Source organism: Paenibacillus arenosi, from assembly GCF_014841135.1.
Classification (GTDB): Bacteria; Bacillota; Bacilli; order Paenibacillales; family Paenibacillaceae; genus Paenibacillus_B; species Paenibacillus_B arenosi.
The window spans coordinates 21,911-41,584 of record NZ_JACYTN010000013.1 but is presented as its reverse complement, the minus strand read 5'-3'; the positions used below and the strand labels follow the sequence as shown (position 1 = coordinate 41,584).

Below are 19,674 nucleotides of genomic sequence, written 5' to 3'. Positions count from 1 at the left end.
CCACCTATTTTTCGTTAAAATGAATAAGTTCCCAACAAGTTTGAATCATACATCATGACCACACACAAGGAAAGGATGCATTGACAGATGAGAAATTTTTTTGCATGTATACTAAGCCTCTACCTTATTCTAATTCCTACTCAAGTATGGGCTCACAGTAATCTTACGGAGTCGATTCCTGCTATAGATGCAGTGGTGAAGGAAGATGTCAAAGCACTTCAATTAACTTTTAATACAGACATACTCAAAGGAAGCACGTTTACCCTTGCAAATGAAGCTGGGCAAGCCATTGCTGTAGACACGATTCAAATTGACGGACCTCATTTGAAAGGTACGACATCAGTTCCATTGCCTAATGGAAAAATAACAGTAAACTGGTCTATCATCGGAGCAGACGGTCATCTTATCCACGGAAACTACCAATTTACCGTACAAGATGAGCAAACTGCAGCTAACGATGGTAAGAAACAGACAACGATTACTACAGACGCAGCTACCTCTGTAAACGAGCAACAAAATACATCCAAACTTGACGGTGACAGTCTTATGCTCCCTATTATCGTCGTTGTGCTCGGAATCGCAGTAATCGTATTGTTCTTTATTATGAAAAAGAAAGACGCTAATTCATGATTGGGCTGTTAACCGTTACCGAAGCAGCGTTATACGTGTGCTTCGCTATATTAATTGGGGGACTGTTTCTATATTCTCTACCTGAACGCACTCGTCCAGCATATACACTGCCTACTTGTTTACTAACGGGCAGCAGCTTATTAATAGCTCTGTTATCATTTGTACCACTTATTCCTATTTTGGATTTTCTAGCGGAGCAATCGGGGCAACCGTTCTCAATATTCCGTTATCTTCTAAGTTCCGATATGGGGATTCAATGGCTGACACTTGGCTTAGCTGCGATCCTGTTAGCCGTTTTTATACAGCTTATCGATGTAAAAGCTTCTAGAGGTGCAGCTGCTACTGCATTCGTATGGAGCTTACTGCTGAGTGTCCTAATCGCTTGGACGAGTCATGCTTCATCCGTAGATGCCATAGGAGGATTTATTGCGCACTGGATTCATTTTGCCGCCGTATGCCTGTGGTTTGGCATTTTGCTGATAGTTAGTTGGTTCTCTACCAGTGAATCACGCTGGAACACATTCATGAACTGGTACTCACCATTAGCTATCGGATGTATGACTGCCATTACAGCAGCAGGCCTTATCCTAATGGAATATATCACACCGACTTATTGGGATTCTTGGCTGCTGCCTTACGGACAAGCGCTGCTGTTGAAGCATCTCTTATATGCTGTATTGATAAGCCTAGCATTCATCAATGGATTTTTACTTAGAAAGAAAATGCATCTAAAGTGGCTGCGCGCAGAGACGATCGTCGTTGTTATTATTTTGCTAGTGACTGCATTTATGACGCATTCCGCTTCACCCCGTGATGTAGCACAAGTACTCCAAACGGATGGTGTATCCCAATGGTTTGAACTGCTGCACCAAGGAGGCTGGAGCATCAACTGGCGAGTGGACTTAGCTTTTAATAGCTACACTCTAATACTGTCTTTCATGGCTATACTATTCGCCGCTTTGATGGTTATGGCTTATCGGAAGAAACAATCTCCATTTGTGTTCATTGCGATAGGTTGTTTAGCAGTTATTACCGTATTTATAGCTGTTCTGATATCGATCGTGCCTGCTATAGTGTAACTGTGCAAAGATCGATGCTGACATGCTACTATGTGCTGCTTCCTGCATACCAATATGTATTACTAACTGTATAACATGAAAGCTTGATTATCATATGGGAACATATAAAAGGGCTCTCTAGTCCGTCAATTGCGACGGCAAGAGAGCCCTTTATTATTTACAACACAATCTCATTAGAAGCGGAAGACAATGCATTGCCTGTTCCGTTAGCTCCGTTGGAAATAGATAACACAAACACTTTATATGCTACGCCCCTTTGAATAGAGCTACCATATATGTCAACGTCACTCGTTGACCAAGTAATCGTGTTGTCTCCATTGCCGTTTGAGAACTTGTAGCGATTGGAATGAACTTGGTTAGCTTGCTCCAACGTAAAGCTTCCTGCTGCATAAGTCGGTACGACCATTACTGCATAATAAGCAACTTGACTGGAGTTCGTCGGTTTTTCAAATACGGACTTAAAACTATATTGGTTGCCATCTGAATATGCAGCTACATAGTTTACAGCAGGTACTGCTTGCTCAGATAACGTAAACTCAGCATAACCATTAGACAGTGAACTTGTTTGATGTGGATTATTGCTAGCAACCGTAAGAACGTACGTACGGTAAGTAACACCTTTAATCAGAGGATTGCCCAGCATATCCTTAGCCGTATCAGCAATTTGTTGCTTTACATATCCCCCCTGCTTGGAGACTCTTGTAAAATTGGACTCCGCAACACCTAAAGCAGTTGAAGCATTTAGGATATGTGCTTGTTCAGCACGAACCAACAAAATTCGATATTCTTGCACATTAGATTCATTACTGTTTGTATAGAAGCTAACATCAATCTTACGATTTGTCGTATGCTGGTTCACAACTTGAGCCGTCACATTCGTTACAGGGCTAGTGTTCAGCGTACCAGATAACGTAAATTCACCCGAAGGAGCTGACAATGTGTTGCCGTATAAACCAACTGACATGACGTAAACTCGATACCTTTCACCACTGCGGATAGGATTTCCATCTACATCTTTCATATCAGCATTCATCGCCTGCGTAATATGTTTTCCTGTCTTACTCACATAAGCTTGATAAGAGCTATTTACATTGTTCGCATGAGCCAATGTGAAATTTCCAGCTTGATGAGCTTTAACGATTAGAACGCGATAGTGATTGATATTCGACTCATCCCCTGCGCGGTTAAAGGATACCTGCACATCACGTCCATCGTTGAAATCGCTAATGTCACGTACATGAACATTTGAAGCTGCTTGCACACTTGAGTTGCCCGACAATGTAATCGAATCGGAAGCAGTGGATAAAACGTTGTAATGCTGATTATTGTTGACTGCCATTACAAACACTTTATAGCTCTCTCCACTTTTAATAGGCACACCATCGATATCGCGAGTAAAGGAAGTCAATGTTTGACTAATATTACCGCCCGTTTTATTTACATACGTAAAATTGCTCGTTCCCACACCATTCGCTTGATGTAAAGTGAAATTGTGTGCTTGTGATGACTTCACCACAAAAATTCGATAGTGATTAAAGCTGGACTCATCATGCACTTTATTGAAGGAAACCGTTAAATCTCGACCATCGTGATAATCATTTACATCTCTTACTATTACATTAGTCGGAGCATTCGAATAATTATTATCAGATAGAGTCATCGTTTGAGATGGAGCAGACAATCTGTCCTTATTCCAAGACACCGCCATGACAAACACTTGATAGCTTTCCCCATTACGGAGGTATGATCCGTCCACATCTCTCGCACTAGAAGTAAGGTTCACTTTATAGCTATAGTAGCCATTTTTACTTACTTCCGTATATCTACCAGAAGATACTTTACCTGCCTCCGCAAGATTGAAACTGCTCGCATTTCTTGACTTAACGACGAAGACACGATATTGGCTGACGTTAGACTCATCATCAGCACGATTAAAGCTAACTTCTAAGTCACGCCCATCTCCATAGTTGCTTACATCTTCAATCTTAGTAATAACCGGCAGGCCAGAGGCCCCTTCCAGTGTAACTACTGATCCAGCAGACAACTTGTTAGGTGAACTACTCGAATTGTTGCTTACTGATAATACAAACACCGTATAGGATTCGCCATTACGAATGTAATCGCCTGCAGTATCCTTAGTTGTCGAATTCAGCTTCTCCGTGAGTGTAGATCCATTCTTATATACCGTACTGTAATGCTGACTAGGAACGGCATTTGCCGCATTGAGATCAAAACGATGTGCATCCTTCGTCTTAACAACCATCACGCGATAATTGGATACTAGGTCATCATTGTATGGTCTGGAGAAGCTAACCGATAGATCGCGTCCATCTCCGTAATCACTTACATCCGTTGCCTTCACATTTGTAACCGTGATTCCTGTTGCACTTTCTGGGATCTTCACCGTAGAAGACGCATAAGATAGTCCCGATCTATGATTCAAACCTTGAGTCAGTATATACACCTTATAGGACTGATTTGATCGAATCACATCTCCATCAACATCACGCAAACTTGCCGGCAAATTAACTGACTGGTTAATGCCATGTGTATTCACTTCTGTATAATTGCCATGCGATGCTGACTTCGCTCTCGTTTCGTTGAAGCTGCTAGAATTGTCAGCTTTCACAACTAAAATACGATAGTTCTTCACATTTGCCTCGGTGGAAGACTTATCAAAGTGAACCGTAATATCGCTCGCGTCACCTGACTTACCTGTAATCTCAGCTCTAACATTTCGAACAGCTGAGAAAGAAGTATTGTCTGGATTTTGCGGTGTACCTGGATTTGGATTGCTTCCGGAACCATCCGAAGTCGTGATGTGCACCGTTCTGCTATATCGCTCATAATCAGCTTGCGCTCCGAACGACTGACTAACAAATCGGACAGGTACCATCGTTCTGCCCCCGATTGACTGTGCGGGTACATCCATCGTAACATTTTTACCATTTACTTTTGCGTTCTTGGATCCTAGCTTTAACACTACTGTGGTGCCGCTTTTGCTTGACGTTACTGTTCTTGTCTTTTTATCATAGTGAACCGTTGCATTTAGTCCCTCAAATACGGATTTGAGCGGAAGTAGCGTTCTACTGTTTACCACAATAGGTGGCTGAGGTGTAGATAAATACTCCCCATCAATATAGACTTTTATAGCTGGTGCGGCTTGTGTTTGCGTTGAAAACAACGTTAATGAGCTACCAATCAATAGCGCAGATAACAGAACTCGCATTTTCCTCATACTTGCATCCTCCTGATCGACTTAATAAGGCGAATTTTACCTATATGTAAAGAGTCGAAAAGTAAGGAAAATGTTTCATGATTTCCTGCTTTATTTGTGTCTATTTCGTGAACATTTAGTTACAAATATCAATTCCTAACTAATATTGATACTTTAACTGATATTCGCCGCCCTTAACGCTGAGATTCTAACTCCTCATACAACCGTTTCATAACTCTGATATCCCATACTTCGCACGATACTCATCTGCTAACATACTCATCGTAATAACATCATGGTATTGATGATGATAATAGAGTGCCTTACGCTTAATTCCTTCACGTACGAAGCCCAATTTCTCATACACATGCGCAGCACGGGGATTGTAGGTGAACACTTCGAGTTCAATTCGCTGCAAATTCAGCACACCAAATCCATACTCAAGCAGCAATTGCATTGCCTCTTGTCCATACCCCTGGCCTTGATGCTGCTCATAACTAATTGCGATACGAATGCCTGCACTACGATTAATGGTATCGATATCTTGAAGCGCAATATCACCTATGACTTCATCTGACTCCTGTAATGCAATAAGCAGCAATACACTTGAAGCATCTTGTGATTTGGCATCGATATAACGGGAGATCTGCTCTTTGGTAGCATACTTGTGTGTTCCAGTGAGTCTTCTCGTCTCTTCTACATATAGGTGTTCATAATACATGCCCGCATCTTCCCCATTAATGGGACGCAAATATACGCGGCTGCCTGTGAGCAATTTGGGTTGAGTGGTAGCGATAGTCATCATAATCCCCCTTTTCGTTATATACCTATCGTAGTGAACAACTGTATACTTCAAAATAGACAGAATCGTTATTAAAAAAAGGACAGATGGAGGACTACCTCATGTTCATAGCTCCTAAGCTTGATGAGCAAAGCAAAACGCCCTTTTATTTACAGCTATACGAGTTCTTCAAACAAGAAATACGACTAGGAAATCTATCCCCCAATACTCGTATGCCTTCTTTGCGCAAACTTGCAGAACATCTTAATGTGAGCACGACTCCTGTAGAGCTCGCCTTTCAGCAGTTAGTGGCAGAAGGATTTATTAAGAGCAGGCCAAAGAGCGGTTATTATGTTCAAACGCTGCACCCTATTTACCATAAGTACGCAGTTTCTTCTAAACAGCCTCCAACACATCGGATAACAGCACGTGATCCTCACTATTATCGCTATGATTTTCATATATCAAAAAACGACTTCTCTACGTTTCCGCATCGTATTTGGAGGGGCTTATTACACGATGCACTCGATCACGCCGATGGCTTACAGTATGGTAATCCACAAGGGGAACCTGCATTGCGACAAAGTATTGCAACATACTTGCGCCGCTACCGAGGACTTCGCTGCACGCCTGATCAAGTCATTGTTGGGGCGGACCAATACATACTCGCTTCTTTGTTAAGCTTACTGCTCAAACATAGCGGCAGCGGCAATCGCCTAGGCATCGAAGACCCTTGTTATCATTTGGTGCCAGCCACTTTTAAAAATCATGGATATGAAGTCGTTCCCATCCCACTGCAAGAAGACGGGATTCAGATCGAGCCATTGTACAGTTCGAATATAAACGTCGTTTACACAGCCCCATCGCATCAGTTCCCAACAGGGTTGATGACGCCAATTGCTAAGCGAATTCAACTACTGGAATGGGCCAACGATTCACAAGGTTTCATTATTGAAGATGACTATGGCGGTGAATTCCGCTATCATGGTCGATCCATCCCGTCCATCCAAGGACTGGTCGAAAATAGTCCTGTCATTTACTTAGGAAGCTTTTCTCAGGCGATTGCACCGACTTTTTGTATTCATTACATGATCCTGCCTAATAGCTTACTACCTACTTATCATCAACTAAAATGGGAGCTATACCTAGAGCACTCAGCTTCTAGAATCAATCAACTTGCTCTGCATCAGTTTATGGAAAAAGGACATTTCGAGAAACACTTGCGACGAATGCGTCAGCTATATAAGAGAAAGCACGACATCCTAATTCGATCGATTCAAGAACAATTTCAAGATCGCGCTGTTATAACCGGAACAGATGCTGGTTTCCATATCCTTTTGACCGTTCACGATCAGCGCTCAGAAGCAGAGCTTGTTGAGTTAGCTAGAGAAGCCGAGATACGAATGACACCTATGTCTTTCACATGGTGGCTACCTTCTCAACGTAATGAGCTGCATTTCATAATCGGTTTCGGTGGAATTGCAGAGGAGTTCATAGATGAAGGAATACAGCGCTTGAAAGAAGTTTGGTTCCCTAAATGAAAAAAAGACTGAACCCAGGTCCGTTTCGCGGCTTGAGAACAGTCTTTTTTGCACACTTACTTATTTGCATACTTACTTATTTACGTACTTGCATATTTTATAATTTATTATGAGTTCTTCGGCTCATTATGCCAAATAACAGCGACAGTTCCTTCACCAGCATGTACAGCAATGGCAGAGCTGATTTCCCCGATTACAACCTCAAGCTGAGGGAAAAGCGCTTGAATCTGCTGCTTCAATGTTTCTGCTTTATCGATCACATTACCGTGCATGATTTGAATGCTTTGGACACGATTCCGTTCATAAGCCTGTTGAAATAGCTCAACTAAACGTGCATATGCCTTTTTTTCAGAACGTACTTTATCAAATAGTTCAAACGCGCCTTCGTGGATACGAAGCACTGGCTTAATACGAAGAAGTGAACCGACTAAGTATTGCGTGCCTGACATTCTTCCACCTTTGTAGAATTGATCCAGATTGCCCAGTACAATATAATTCTCTGCTTTATTTGCTTCCTGCCGTAATTGAGCTGCGATCTCTTGATAGCTTAGACCTTGTTCAGCAAGCTCCAGCCCTTTGTAGAGAAGTGTCGTAAGAACATAGGACATCGCCTTCGAATCGACAACTTCGACATCAAACGACGCAAGGTCAGCAGCAGAGTGACAACATGCCAACGTTCCGCTTATTTTTTCTGATACATGAATAGCAATTGCGCAATCATAACCAGCATCTTTCAACTGTTCAAATAACGCCGCATATCTACCGATTGGCGGCTGAGACGTCTTCGGCATTTCCTTTTCCTCGCGAATGCGACGGTAGAGCTCCTCTGTGGTGAGATCAATGCCATCGTCAAAAACGTCGTTGCCAAATACAATGCCCATTGGAATGACAAACACATCTTCGTTATGTTTCAAGTTATCCGGCATATAAGCGGTACTATCCGTTATCCAAGCAATTTTCTTCGTCATTGCGCACCCATTTCTGTTCGTATGATGTAATTACTTTTTCATTGCAGGCTTGAAGCCTTCTTCCTCGAGATATTCCTTCGCTTCCTCATACGTTTCAAAAACAGTATCTAAGTTTAACCCTGCATAAATGTACCACATTTGATCTTCATCTTCGAATTGCAGGGTAAGCGTCTGATTGCTGGCATTAGTCCAATATTCTTCCTGTGCAGACTCATCAGAGCCATGAGAGTCATCAGACTCTAGTGATGCAGGCATTGCAGATAAGGAGCGAATAGATTGTTCAATAATCGTACGCAATTCATCCGCTGTGAAATCACGAATATTCACAAGTCCCTTGTCATCCTTCTCATAACCTTTCAACAAACCTGCGTAAACAAATCCATTACCATTCGGATGCAAATGATACACAACCGTTTTTTTGTCGTACATACTTTGTTCGAAATGGTAATTTGAGCGACCTAGTGATACTTGTCTGCGTTCTAATTCTAAAAATGAATCCGCAATCGCGGATTTTTCTTCATAACTAAGCATGTGAAATCCTCCAAAACCTACATTAATTAAATGTATTATATCATACCAAGGATACGGTATCTTAATCGCTTTCATGACAATGTTATAGCGCTCTAATTAGATCAGCGCTTTAACATAATACTTCACCTGTTTAAGAAGTCAATAAAATATCAATAGTCATGAAACTACGGTTACTGTTAGTAATATGAATGTATTGTAAGCGCTTTACAAAATACATTCATATCATCCATATATTCCTGAACAATGGTAAAATAAATACGCTTAACCTTTTTTCCCTTAATTTTTTTCATAAGGAACTATAAAGAAAATGTTGAAGATAGCCGATAAAAGACAAAAATTGTCGATCAATCTGTTGGTATGTGGTACTATAAATTGGAATATATAGTATCATTCTGTACAAGTATCCATCCGATACGTAGATGTTAAGGCCGTGCATCTCTTACATCTACGACAGGTATACGACAAAAAGGTGGTGAATATTCCGTTACTTATCTTTACCCTACTAAATAGCAAATGGAGGCGAATTTATGAATTCATGGCTTCCTTCGTGGAGCAGCAAGTATATGCATGTAAAATGGTTTACTGAGGATCAAGATTGGATCCCTTCACCTATTGCCAATGTGATTACCCCTACATTTTTGTTTTGGCTTATCTTTACCACCATTGTCTTACTTATATTAGCTTTCTTCAATGAATCAATTCGAAATGTCGGCGTTGTTAGCCGCATTCATCGTCATCTACATGGGTTAAAACGCTTTAATTCGATTATTCTGCGTGTTGGACTCGGAATTGGGCTGCTTTTACAGCTTAGTACAGGATCGTATTTGGCACCTGACCTTGTTTCGAATCAATGGTGGGTTTACGTGGTCCTTACCGTTGCCCTATTTGGATTGCTGCATCGCAAGACACTCTTCATAAGTGCATCCGCTCTCACACTCCTTTACATCCATGCCATTATGATATACGGCCTGTTTCATGCACTCGATTATATGTTTTATATTGGGATCATCTATTATTTATTCGTTATTCATACGAAATGGAGCCACACAGCAACATCTGCCCTTTTTATAAGCACAGGACTATCCTTAGCATGGCTGGCGATTGAAAAAATCACAATTGCTAAACTCGCTTGCTCCCTTTTTCATGAGTATGGGCTTCCTTCCTTAGGATTTACGATTGAGGACTTCGTTCTTATTAGCGCTTTCATTGAAATCGGGATTGCTTGGGCCTTTATTGTGGGGATGATGAATCGATTTGCCGCACTCGTTCTGACAAGCGTATTCCTTATGACGACAACGGTATTCGGCCTAAAAGAAATCGTCGGGCATATGGTTGTACATACGCTTCTCGTCATGTTTATCATTGAAGGCGCGGACGAGACAAAAACGATGCTCAAATTCAAGTTTCTTCGTTCGCCAAAGGTACGCAGTACATTTATAGTCCTTAACTTCAGCGCCCTGCTCTTCACATTAATGATTATCTATGTATGGATGGGTAGACCAGGAAGTGTATTTGTGTAAAGCATTCACAAAAATACCGCCATTGCATTTGGATTGCGCAATGGCGGTATTTTTATCTCAATAACTATTTCATTACGTTTCCAATATCGGTTCAGCAACAGAAGATACTTCCGCATTAGAACGAAGCACTTTCAATTTATGAATTCGCTTCTCGTCCACTTCAAGCACTTCAAATACGAAACCACCAAACATCACAACAGGCTTCTCCGACTGCTCAGGAATTCTTCCGAGCTGACCAATAACGAAACCACTTAATGTATCGTAATCATCCGTAGGGAAATCTGCGTCAACGATAGGATTAAGCACGCGTAGTTGAATTGTTCCGTCTACAACCCAGACGCCCTCTTCAACCTGCTCGATCTCTTTCTCTTCTTCCTCATCATCATGTTCGTCAAAAATGTTACCCACGATCTCTTCCAGCAAATCTTCGACTGTTACAATTCCTGCTGTACCGCCATACTCATCAATCGCTACAGCGATATGAACTTTATTGTTCTGCAGTTCTTTGAACAAATCATCGATACGCTTAGAAGCCGGGATGAAGTAAGGAACCCGAATGAGATCTTTCAAATTAAAGGAATCATCTACGTCCGTTTCAAGATACTTAATAATATCTTTCACGTGTAGAATACCGACAATATTGTCGATGTCACCTTCATATATAGGATATCTCGTATATTTTTCAATATTAATTAGCTTCGCAACTTCTTTAAGTGAGGAATCCATCGAAATGGCGATTACACTGCTTCGATGTGTCATAATGTCCGTCACTGTCTTATTGTCCAACTCAAAAATGTTATTAATCATCATTTTCTCGTCTTCTTGAATCGTACCATTTTCGTTACCAACGTCGACCATCATTCGAATTTCTTCTTCCGTTACCTGCTCTTTGTTCTCATCCGGGTTAACACCCAGGATACGTACGATCAAGTTCATTGAACCTGTAAGTAATCGAACAAATGGCGCAGTAACCTTAGATAGAACGGTCAATGGCACGGCTGCGAACATCGCAATCGACTCATACTTTTTCATCGCCAATCGCTTCGGTACTAGTTCACCAAATACTAACGTGAAATAAGACAAAATAATCGTAATCACAATGACTGATACCGTCTCCAAAATCGTTCTCGGAATAGGTACCCCTGCTTCATAAAGATATTGTGCCAACCTGCCAGCAAAGCTCTCAGCGGCGAATGCACTCGCCATGAACCCCGCTAACGTTATACCGATCTGGATTGTGGCCAAGAAACGGCTCGGTTCGCTCAGAAGACTGTGCAATAGTTTTGCTTTTTTATGCCCTGCCTCCGCCATAGACTTAACTTTGTTGTCATTCAATGAAATAAGAGCAATTTCTGAGGCTGCAAAAAAAGCATTTAGCACTATGAGTATCAAAAGAATCAAAATTTCCGTAAACACACTATTCATCCTCCATCATCATTTTCAAGTATTCCTATAACCATCGATATCCATGAGTTTGGAATACATGATTTAATTCCGGCGATAATAGCTTGTTTTTAAACGTATCTTGATCTTATTGATTACACATAATGCCTGAATCCTATTACCCGCTTCCCCTGGCTCATCGTCCATAACTGACGCCACCTCCTCAATGAAATCTAGTATTTGTATAAAAGTATACACTATCTTTAGTATAGTGACCTATGGTTCAGTAGGCAAGTTATTGATCAGAAATGATGTAAATTCATCCAATCTCAGATGTGAATACGTGAAGATTACAGCGACTTTATGAAGCTGAGAAGCAGCTTCAGCAGGTACATAACAAGCGTATCCTGATTCGGATTATCGCTTACGGAGAATCCAAAGTCCCCGCCTTGAAAGTTATTCGAAGGCTGCTCTGATTCTAAACCATACTCCTCCAGAAGCTGCTGCTTACGCTCTGAATCGATCTCTTTACTTGCTATGTCTATGCTGCCTTTATTGTCATGTTTCATATTACTTGTAGTCTGGACAAGGTGTTTCTCGGTAGCATATGCGCGATAAGTACCAAATTGGTTAGAGAGAGCTACAAGTAGAACAACGAGTAGTGTTACAGTTTTAAGACGACTTAAAAAGCGTTCTGTTCGTGAACGAAGCGCTTCATGCCGCATCTTTTGCATCGAATACTCCTCCCATTTACTGTTATATCAATATTCATTTTACTACAGGGCTAACGGATAACAACATGCATCATCTCCCTTAATAAATACAACAAAGCTACCCACTAATCCGTGGATAGCTTTGCTACTCTTATTTCTTGCTCAGATTATCCCATGCCTTCTGGAAGTTCTCCAACAACTTCGTCTGATCATCCTTGCCCGCTACATAGGCCTGAATCATGCTGCCGAACTCTTGCGTCGCACCATCCGGATATTTGAACCAGTTCCAGCTCAACGCTTTGTCCTCTTGGCTGTACTTCATCACATCAGCTGCGATATCACCAAGGTCTTCAGCTGTTGCTGTAATCGTAGAGAATGCTGGAATGAACTTAAATTCCTTCGTAATATACTTCTTGCCTGTTTCGGAAGATACGAGCCAGTTCAAAAAGATTTTCGCTTCTTCTTTCACTTTTGAATTCTTATTAATAACCCAGTTGTTCGGTACGCCTACAAGCAACTTGTCATTTTTTGAAGCATCTTCATCGATTGGCATTGGCAGGACGCCCAAGTTCAAGTCTTTGTTAATGCCGTCGATCTGTACTTGCGTCCAGTTCCCTTGCTGCATCATCGCTGTTTCACCCTTAGCGAACAACGTAACTTGCGTATTGTAGTCTGTCGTCAACGGATTCTTATTACCGTATTGAATCGTCAAATCAAGCATCTTCGTCCAATCTTGGAACACTGTATTGCCCGTCATTTTCGCAGATCCATCTTTCAATCCTTGAATAAATGCATTCGGATCTGGTTGATGTGCGAAAGCAACGTTTAAGTTGTGAATGCCTAGAATCCACCACTCCTGATAGCCGTTAGCGAATGGAGTAATGCCTGCAGCTTGCAACTTCTTAGCTGCATCTTCTAGCTGCGATAATGTTTTAGGCAACTCTGTAATGCCTGCTTTGGTAAACAAGTCTTTGTTATAAATAAAGCCGTAGCCTTCTAAGTTCATCGGTTGACCATACAACTTGCCATCCTTCGTCATCGGCTCTTTAGCAAGTGGAATCACGTCTTTCACCCAAGGTTCTGCGGACAAGTCCTCCAAGTGCTCCATCCACGTCTCCATCTCTTGGAATCCACCATTGTTGAAAATATCAGGCGCATCATTAGCAGCGAACTTCGCTTTCAAAGCAGCGGAGTAATCGGCACCGCCGCCCACGGCTTGAATGTTTAGCTTAATGTTTGGATGCTCTTTCTCAAACTCCGCCTTCATACGCTGCATCGCATCCGCGATTTCTACTTTGAATTGGAATATGTTAACCGTCTTCGTGCTATTTCCGTTATTTGCTGTGCTCTCTTTGGAATCTTTGGAGCCACATCCTGCTAACATGACCGAAACTGCTACTAGCATTAACAACGATAATTTTGCGAACTTCTTCATCCGTAAGCCCTCCCGTTCAGCTGCTTATGGCAGCTGACTTCTTTGCACTACCATTTAGTAAGACAATAAAATGGCAACTCCGATAAATACGAATCTTATTTACAAACTTAGTATAGCTCTTCTATTGAAAGCGATTACACCAACATAATTGACCATTAAGGTGTAAATCATTGATCGGATTGTTGGATCAAAAGATTAATATGCTAAAGAATGAACAGCATGTATGGCCCAACCATCCACCGACTTATCGTTCATATCACCCTTTTACCGAACCAGCCGTAATCCCTTCAATGATGTACTTCTGCATCGCTAGGAAGAAGATAATAATCGGCAGGATGCCAAGCGTTAATGCAGGCAAAGCCAAATCCCATTGCTTCGTGTATTGCCCAAACAGCGCGAATGTCGCGATCGGAATCGTATGCAGCGCGTCACTTTGCAGCATTAAGGATGGAAGCAAGTAATCATTCCAGATCCAGAGGCTGTTCAAAATAATGACGGTGACGAGCATCGGCTTCAATAATGGGAATACAATTTTCCAGTAGACCGAATATGGCGTACAGCCATCTACAACTGCCGCCTCTTCCACCTCAAGCGGTACGGATTTAATAAATCCGTGGAACAAGAAGATCGACAGCGGCGCCCCGAATCCGAGATAACAAATAATGAGCCCTGTGCGGCTGTTCGCCAAATCAAGCCAGCCCGTTACTTTGACGAGCGGAATCATAACGGATTGGAATGGAATAACCATCGCAGCTACAAACACCATGAACAACACTTTATTGAAGCGGCTGTTATGTCTCACCATGCGGTACGCAGCCATCGAGCTTATCAGAGCAATGAGCAATATACTTACTACCGTTATGAACAAGGAATTCATAAAGGCTTCGGGGAAGTCTGTAATTTCCCATGCACGCTTATAGTTGCCCCATTCGAACGTTGTCGGCCAGCTAGCCGCATTCGTCAGCAAGTCACCGAACGATTTTACCGAATTGACGAGTAGGAAATAGAATGGAACGAGAAACAGCAATCCCATTAAGATCATAACGATTTCGACGATAAACGTTTTGCCTGAATAATTCCTGTTTAGCTTTTTCATTACGCTTCAACCTCCTTGCTCTTCGTGATGCGTACTTGGATGAGCGTTATGAGCGCTACGATAACGAAGAAGATAAAGGCCTTTGCTGCACCTAAGCCATAGCGATTATTTTGGAATGCTTCCAAATAGATGTTGAGCGCTACCGACTCTGTAGACTTGAACGGCCCGCCTTTCGTAAGCGACAAGTTCAGATCAAACATTTTGAACGACCAAGAAATGGCGAGGAACAAACATACCGTAACCGCTGGCATAACGAGCGGCATAATGACCGTTCTCAATACCTGCATACGAGATGCACCGTCAATCTCTGCCGCCTCCATGATATCTCGCGGTACGTTGGTTAATGCTGCAATATAAATAACCATTAAATATCCAGCCGTTTGCCACACAAATACGATAACGATACCCCAGAAACCTGTCTTTTCATCTCCCAACCACGGCAGATTAAAGAAGGACCAACCGGTTAATTCACCGAGAGTAGCGAATCCTTTTACAAAGATAAACTGCCAGATGAATCCGAGCAGCAGGCCTCCAATGACATTGGGCATAAAAAATATCGTTCGCAGTGCGTTTCGCATTTTAAGCGGCTTAGTAAGCACATAGGCAATAACGAAACCCATCACATTCGTAAGTACAACGCCGACTGCCGTAAATTTAACCGTGAACCAAAAAGCTGCAAAATAATCGGAATCGCTGCTGAAGATCGCTTTGAAGTTATCCAGTCCGATCCAAGTTACCGTTCCAGCTACACCATTCCAATCGGTGAACGAGTAGTACATCCCCATTAAGAATGGAATACCAACAATAATCATAAAGAAGAAGGTTGCCGGTCCGACGAAGAACAGTTGTTGACCTAGCTGTGACCTAGCTTTTCGTGACATCCGCTACACCCCTTTATTGTGAACTAGGACGATACGATCAAAATTCACTGTTGATCGTTTTCCTGCTTATCCTTTCAAATATCCTGTGATATTCTCATTATGAATGGATTGAGAATGAGACAACACCGATGGATATGAACGGATTGGTGTAAAATATTGACCGGGGGTTCGAACATGCGCTGGAACCGTATTCGCACAAAGCTGATCACGCTGCTGCTCATTGCAACAATCGTACCGACCATGTCTACGATGGTCATTACCTATATAAACAACTATCAATCTTTGCAGGAACGTACATTAGAAGAGAACAAGAAGCTTATCTATCAAGGAAAGCACAATTTGCAAAATATGTTGCATGATTTGAATCAATCTTCTCTGTTCGTCTATACGAACTTTGAATTTTTCAAAATGCTCGAACGAGGCTACGATGATACGTATATGGAAGCGCAAGCTTATGCCGTCATGCAAAATATCGAATCTTCGATGCGACATGTCCATCAGGTGTATATGTACCGCAATGAGGTGAAGCGAGCCATTCTAGTTGCACAAAGCCTGCCTCACCGCAAATACGAGTCAGAACCGTATGAGCCTGCGGCCAACTATGCGAAGCAAGGGATTCAAATCCAGCCTACTTATAGGAGTGAGACATATGGCTTTGCCCCTTCTACCCAGTGGAAGCCAAGCGTTCCTGTCTTTACGCTGCACCGTCCGATTTACAAGGTGCCGTCTACGAAGGAATTAGGCATGCTTTCTATTGATGTGAAGCTGGAAGCGATATCTGAAATAACCGACCAGCTATATGAGAAAGACAAGGAACAACTTTATATTGTTGATCAAAATGGCTTAGTACTGTACACAGATGACGAGACGCTGCTGGGTAAGCCACTGCAAAAGCCTTGGCTAAGCGATAGCTTGCTCACAGCTGAAACGAAAGGCAACTTTGAACATGATAACGCTTTATATGTCCATGAAAGTATAGACTCACCCATTGCCCAATGGACATTAGTAAAAGAAATGCCGAAGAAATACTTGCTTCAAAATACGAATCGGACCCTGATGTTTAATATGGCCCTACTATCGATATCAACGCTTATTATTATTGGAGCTACCCTTTGGATATCGATTCGGATTACGAAGCCGATTGCACAGCTTATGCGTTATATGAATCAAATTCAAGCAGGCAAAATGAACGTCAACATCCAAGTGGACAGCCATGATGAAATCGGCATGATGTCCAAACGGTTCCGCGATATGATGAAGACGATTAACGACTTAATCGTTCAAGAATATAAGCTGGAACTTGCGAATAAAACGAATCAGCTCAAAGCTTTGCAAGCACAAATCAATCCGCATTTTATGAACAACGCCTTGCAATCGATCGGTACATTAGCACTGAAGCATGATGCGCCGCACATCTACTCGCTTCTGTCAGCGGTAGCAAAGATGATGCGCTACAGCATGTATAATAATGAGAGCACGGCCTCTTTACGTGAAGAAGTCGATCATGTAAAAGCCTACTTGCAGCTGCAAGGCCAACGATTCGAGCACGCATTCGAGGTAGAGCTGGCTATTGATCCGTCCACGCTCTCTGTCATCGTACCGAAGATGACATTGCAGCCGATCGTAGAAAACTATTTCAAACATGGTCTTGATCGTACGGTTCAAGGTGGGCTGCTGCGAATAACCAGCAGATGGCATGCTTCTGACACGCTAGAAATTAGCGTGCAAGATAATGGTTTCGGCATTGCACCAGATAAGCTCACGCTTCTGAATGAGAAGCTGCAAGCAGCAGGCGCGCCTGTGCCGACGAAACGAAGCACGATTATGTACGAGCCGAATCATCTGCTCTCTAACCAAGAAGAAGAGAAGTCTTTATATATGGATGGCGATGCTCCATCTGAAGAAAGTGTAAGTGGCATCGGTCTTATTAACGTAATGACAAGGCTCCAGCTCTTTAACAGCTATCCTGCATCCATGCAGGTGGAGGCTGTCGTTCCGCACGGAACAAGCGTGAAGATCTTATTGAAAGTGGGACGAGAAACGGAATGAAGGTACTTATCGTTGATGACGAAACTCATGTAAGAGCTGCCATTCGCCTGCTCGTCGATTGGCAAAAGCACGGTATTGAACAAGTTGATGAAGCCGCTGATGGGGAACAGGCCATTGCCTATATAGAGCAGCACAAACCGCAAATTATTATGACCGATATGATGATGCCAAATGTGAACGGCATGAAGCTGATGGAGTGGATTAGCGAGCATAGTCCTACTACCAAACTGATAGCAATTAGTGGACATGGTGACTTCAACTTGGTACGCCACACACTCCAGCACGGTGGAATCGATTATTTATTGAAGCCGATCGAACCAGATGGCGTTAATGAAGCAATCGGAAGGGCTGTAGAGGTGTGGAATAAGGAAGAAGCAGAGCGCAGCAAGCGCAATCAGCAGCAAATTCAAATGAATGAATTCAAACCGGTCGTCAGCGAGAAACTATGGTCAAGCTTAATTGATGACCCTAGCGCTAATGCACAAATGTCTACGGTACGCCGCATTCAGCAGAGCTTTGAACTGGCCTCCGACATCGAGCATATCCGCTTAGCTCTTGTGTATGTAAATGCAGATGACGAAGCGTTCAAACATCGCTTCCGGCATCATCGCGACCTGCTGTATTTCTCACTCGTCAACATTATGTCTGAGTATGTAAATGACAGCCATCAGCGCGGTGTTGTATTTCGCCGCTGGAACTCCCCTGGAGAGATCGCAATCGTGCTATGGCAGCAAACAGAAGCATTGGACATTTTACTGCAAGATATAAACGAAGCGTTATACAGGACTTTACATCGCAGACTGCATTTTGGATGCAGCGATGTTCGGAATTTCCCAGCAGGCATGGCTCAATGTTATGAAGAAGCAAAGCAGGCATTGCTCGAGCGCAATTTGCTGCTTGGGGACCGTTATCTTCATAACGTCCCAGCAACAGCTTCTACATTTGCAACTGCTGCAAGTGATACGACAATTGCCACCAGCTCGCATAATGATGCAACAAGAGCAATAAGTTCCCCTACAACGGGAACTGGCGCTGAAGGCGTAAGATCGATTCGCCTATCCGCCTATGAGGAGAGCTGGAAGCTAGCCGTGCTTAGCGGCAGCGCCGCTCAAATGACGGAGGCTGTGCAGCCGTTTATGGAAGCCGTGCGGGCTTCGGGATATTTAACCCCGAAGCTGCTTCATGCCAGCTACCGCGAATGGGAAACGATTCGCGCCAATATTGCGCATGAAGCAGTTGGTGAAGCCGCAGAGCAGCTGCTGCGACAATACCCGTCGCAGACGGCGCACACGCATGCTTCACCGCATATCGCAGAGCCATTTTCGCTGGATGCATGGCAGCGCTTATGGCTGCAAGAGCTAACCCTGTTGGCCGATGCCTGCTATATGCAGCAGGGCCAAGAGCAGCACATCATCTTCGACATCGCTAAATATGTCGAGCAGCATTACCACCAGGACATTTCGCTGCAAGAAATGGCGCAGCGTTTCTTTGTAAGCCGCGAGTATATCTCGCGCAAATTCAAACAACAATTCGGTATTAACTTGTCCGACTATCTTGCTGCGATACGAACGAAAAAGGCCAAGCTGCTGCTTATGAACCCGCATCTGCGCATTTCACAAGTTGCCGCTATGGTAGGTATTCCAGATGAGAAATATTTTAGCAAAGTGTTCAAGAAGCAAGTTGGTGTCTCGCCTAACGAATATCGAAAAAGTCAGCAACTATAAGGCCTCACAGATGAAAATAAATGTGACCTGTGCTAAAATACTATAATTGTGTGTTCGATGCGAGCTCTTTTTTAGAGTAAGGATCTGAATGCTCACAATTCGTATCGGCAGTCACCACTAGGGAGG

At 42.8% G+C, this 19,674-nt stretch carries 15 protein-coding genes; 6 read left to right on the top strand and 9 right to left on the bottom strand.

The annotated features are described in order from the left end of the window. Window positions 1–87: 87 nt before the first annotated feature. Both IFO66_RS15160 and IFO66_RS15155 read left to right on the top strand, forming a co-directional pair. On the top strand, window positions 88–630 hold the full coding sequence (locus IFO66_RS15160; protein WP_192025968.1) for a copper resistance CopC family protein: 543 nt from the start codon (window positions 88–90) through the stop codon (window positions 628–630). Further along, the gene (locus IFO66_RS15155) at window positions 627–1,709 is read left to right on the top strand and encodes a copper resistance D family protein (protein WP_192025967.1); all 1,083 of its coding nucleotides are present in this window, start codon (window positions 627–629) and stop codon (window positions 1,707–1,709) included. Before IFO66_RS15160 ends, IFO66_RS15155 begins: the two co-directional genes overlap by 4 nt. Before the next feature lie 157 nt (window positions 1,710–1,866). Here IFO66_RS15155 and IFO66_RS15150 read toward each other — a convergent pair whose 3' ends face one another. After that, entirely contained in the window at window positions 1,867–4,947 is a 3,081-nt protein-coding gene (locus IFO66_RS15150; RefSeq protein WP_192025966.1) for a copper amine oxidase N-terminal domain-containing protein, read from the bottom strand. Between the two features lie 208 nt (window positions 4,948–5,155). Beyond that, a complete protein-coding gene (locus IFO66_RS15145; protein WP_192025965.1) occupies window positions 5,156–5,731 on the bottom strand; it encodes a GNAT family N-acetyltransferase in 576 nt (191 codons plus the stop codon). A gap of 98 nt (window positions 5,732–5,829) precedes the next feature. Here IFO66_RS15145 and pdxR point away from each other — a divergent pair, with 98 nt between their 5' ends. Beyond that, entirely contained in the window at window positions 5,830–7,248 is a 1,419-nt protein-coding gene (gene pdxR / locus IFO66_RS15140; protein ID WP_192025964.1) for a MocR-like pyridoxine biosynthesis transcription factor PdxR, read from the top strand. A gap of 107 nt (window positions 7,249–7,355) precedes the next feature. On the opposite strand, the gene IFO66_RS15135 is transcribed toward pdxR, so the two are convergent. After that, a complete protein-coding gene (locus IFO66_RS15135; RefSeq protein WP_192025963.1) occupies window positions 7,356–8,216 on the bottom strand; it encodes a DegV family protein in 861 nt (286 codons plus the stop codon). 30 nt (window positions 8,217–8,246) lie between these two features. Then, window positions 8,247–8,747, bottom strand: coding sequence for a hypothetical protein (locus IFO66_RS15130; protein ID WP_192025962.1), 501 nt, complete (start codon window positions 8,745–8,747; stop codon window positions 8,247–8,249). Between the two features lie 527 nt (window positions 8,748–9,274). On the opposite strand from IFO66_RS15130, the gene IFO66_RS15125 reads away from it, so the two are divergent. After that, entirely contained in the window at window positions 9,275–10,267 is a 993-nt protein-coding gene (locus IFO66_RS15125) for a hypothetical protein (RefSeq protein ID WP_225445799.1), read from the top strand. Between the two features lie 72 nt (window positions 10,268–10,339). Here the strand turns inward: IFO66_RS15125 and IFO66_RS15120 are convergent, their stop codons facing one another. The 5 genes from IFO66_RS15120 to IFO66_RS15100 all read right to left on the bottom strand — a co-directional run bounded on the left by IFO66_RS15120 (window position 10,340) and on the right by IFO66_RS15100 (window position 15,775). After that, window positions 10,340–11,692, bottom strand: a complete 1,353-nt coding sequence (locus tag IFO66_RS15120; RefSeq protein ID WP_420488674.1) for a hemolysin family protein — start codon at window positions 11,690–11,692, stop codon at window positions 10,340–10,342. A 308-nt stretch (window positions 11,693–12,000) separates the two neighbouring features. Further along, complete coding sequence (locus tag IFO66_RS15115) at window positions 12,001–12,384, bottom strand: hypothetical protein (RefSeq protein WP_192025960.1); 384 nt, start codon at window positions 12,382–12,384, stop codon at window positions 12,001–12,003. A 130-nt stretch (window positions 12,385–12,514) separates the two neighbouring features. Further along, a complete protein-coding gene (locus IFO66_RS15110) occupies window positions 12,515–13,798 on the bottom strand; it encodes an ABC transporter substrate-binding protein (protein WP_192025959.1) in 1,284 nt (427 codons plus the stop codon). A 256-nt stretch (window positions 13,799–14,054) separates the two neighbouring features. After that, window positions 14,055–14,894: a carbohydrate ABC transporter permease gene (locus IFO66_RS15105; RefSeq protein WP_192025958.1), complete on the bottom strand. Its 840-nt coding sequence runs from the start codon at window positions 14,892–14,894 to the stop codon at window positions 14,055–14,057. Further along, window positions 14,894–15,775 (bottom strand): carbohydrate ABC transporter permease, encoded by an 882-nt coding sequence (locus tag IFO66_RS15100; RefSeq protein WP_192025957.1) that lies wholly within the window; start codon window positions 15,773–15,775, stop codon window positions 14,894–14,896. Before IFO66_RS15100 ends, IFO66_RS15105 begins: the two co-directional genes overlap by 1 nt. 174 nt (window positions 15,776–15,949) lie before the next feature. Here IFO66_RS15100 and IFO66_RS15095 point away from each other — a divergent pair, with 174 nt between their 5' ends. Both IFO66_RS15095 and IFO66_RS15090 read left to right on the top strand, forming a co-directional pair. Beyond that, complete coding sequence (locus tag IFO66_RS15095) at window positions 15,950–17,824, top strand: cache domain-containing sensor histidine kinase (protein ID WP_192025956.1); 1,875 nt, start codon at window positions 15,950–15,952, stop codon at window positions 17,822–17,824. After that, complete coding sequence (locus IFO66_RS15090) at window positions 17,821–19,548, top strand: response regulator (protein ID WP_192025955.1); 1,728 nt, start codon at window positions 17,821–17,823, stop codon at window positions 19,546–19,548. Before IFO66_RS15095 ends, IFO66_RS15090 begins: the two co-directional genes overlap by 4 nt. Window positions 19,549–19,674: the final 126 nt, after the last annotated feature.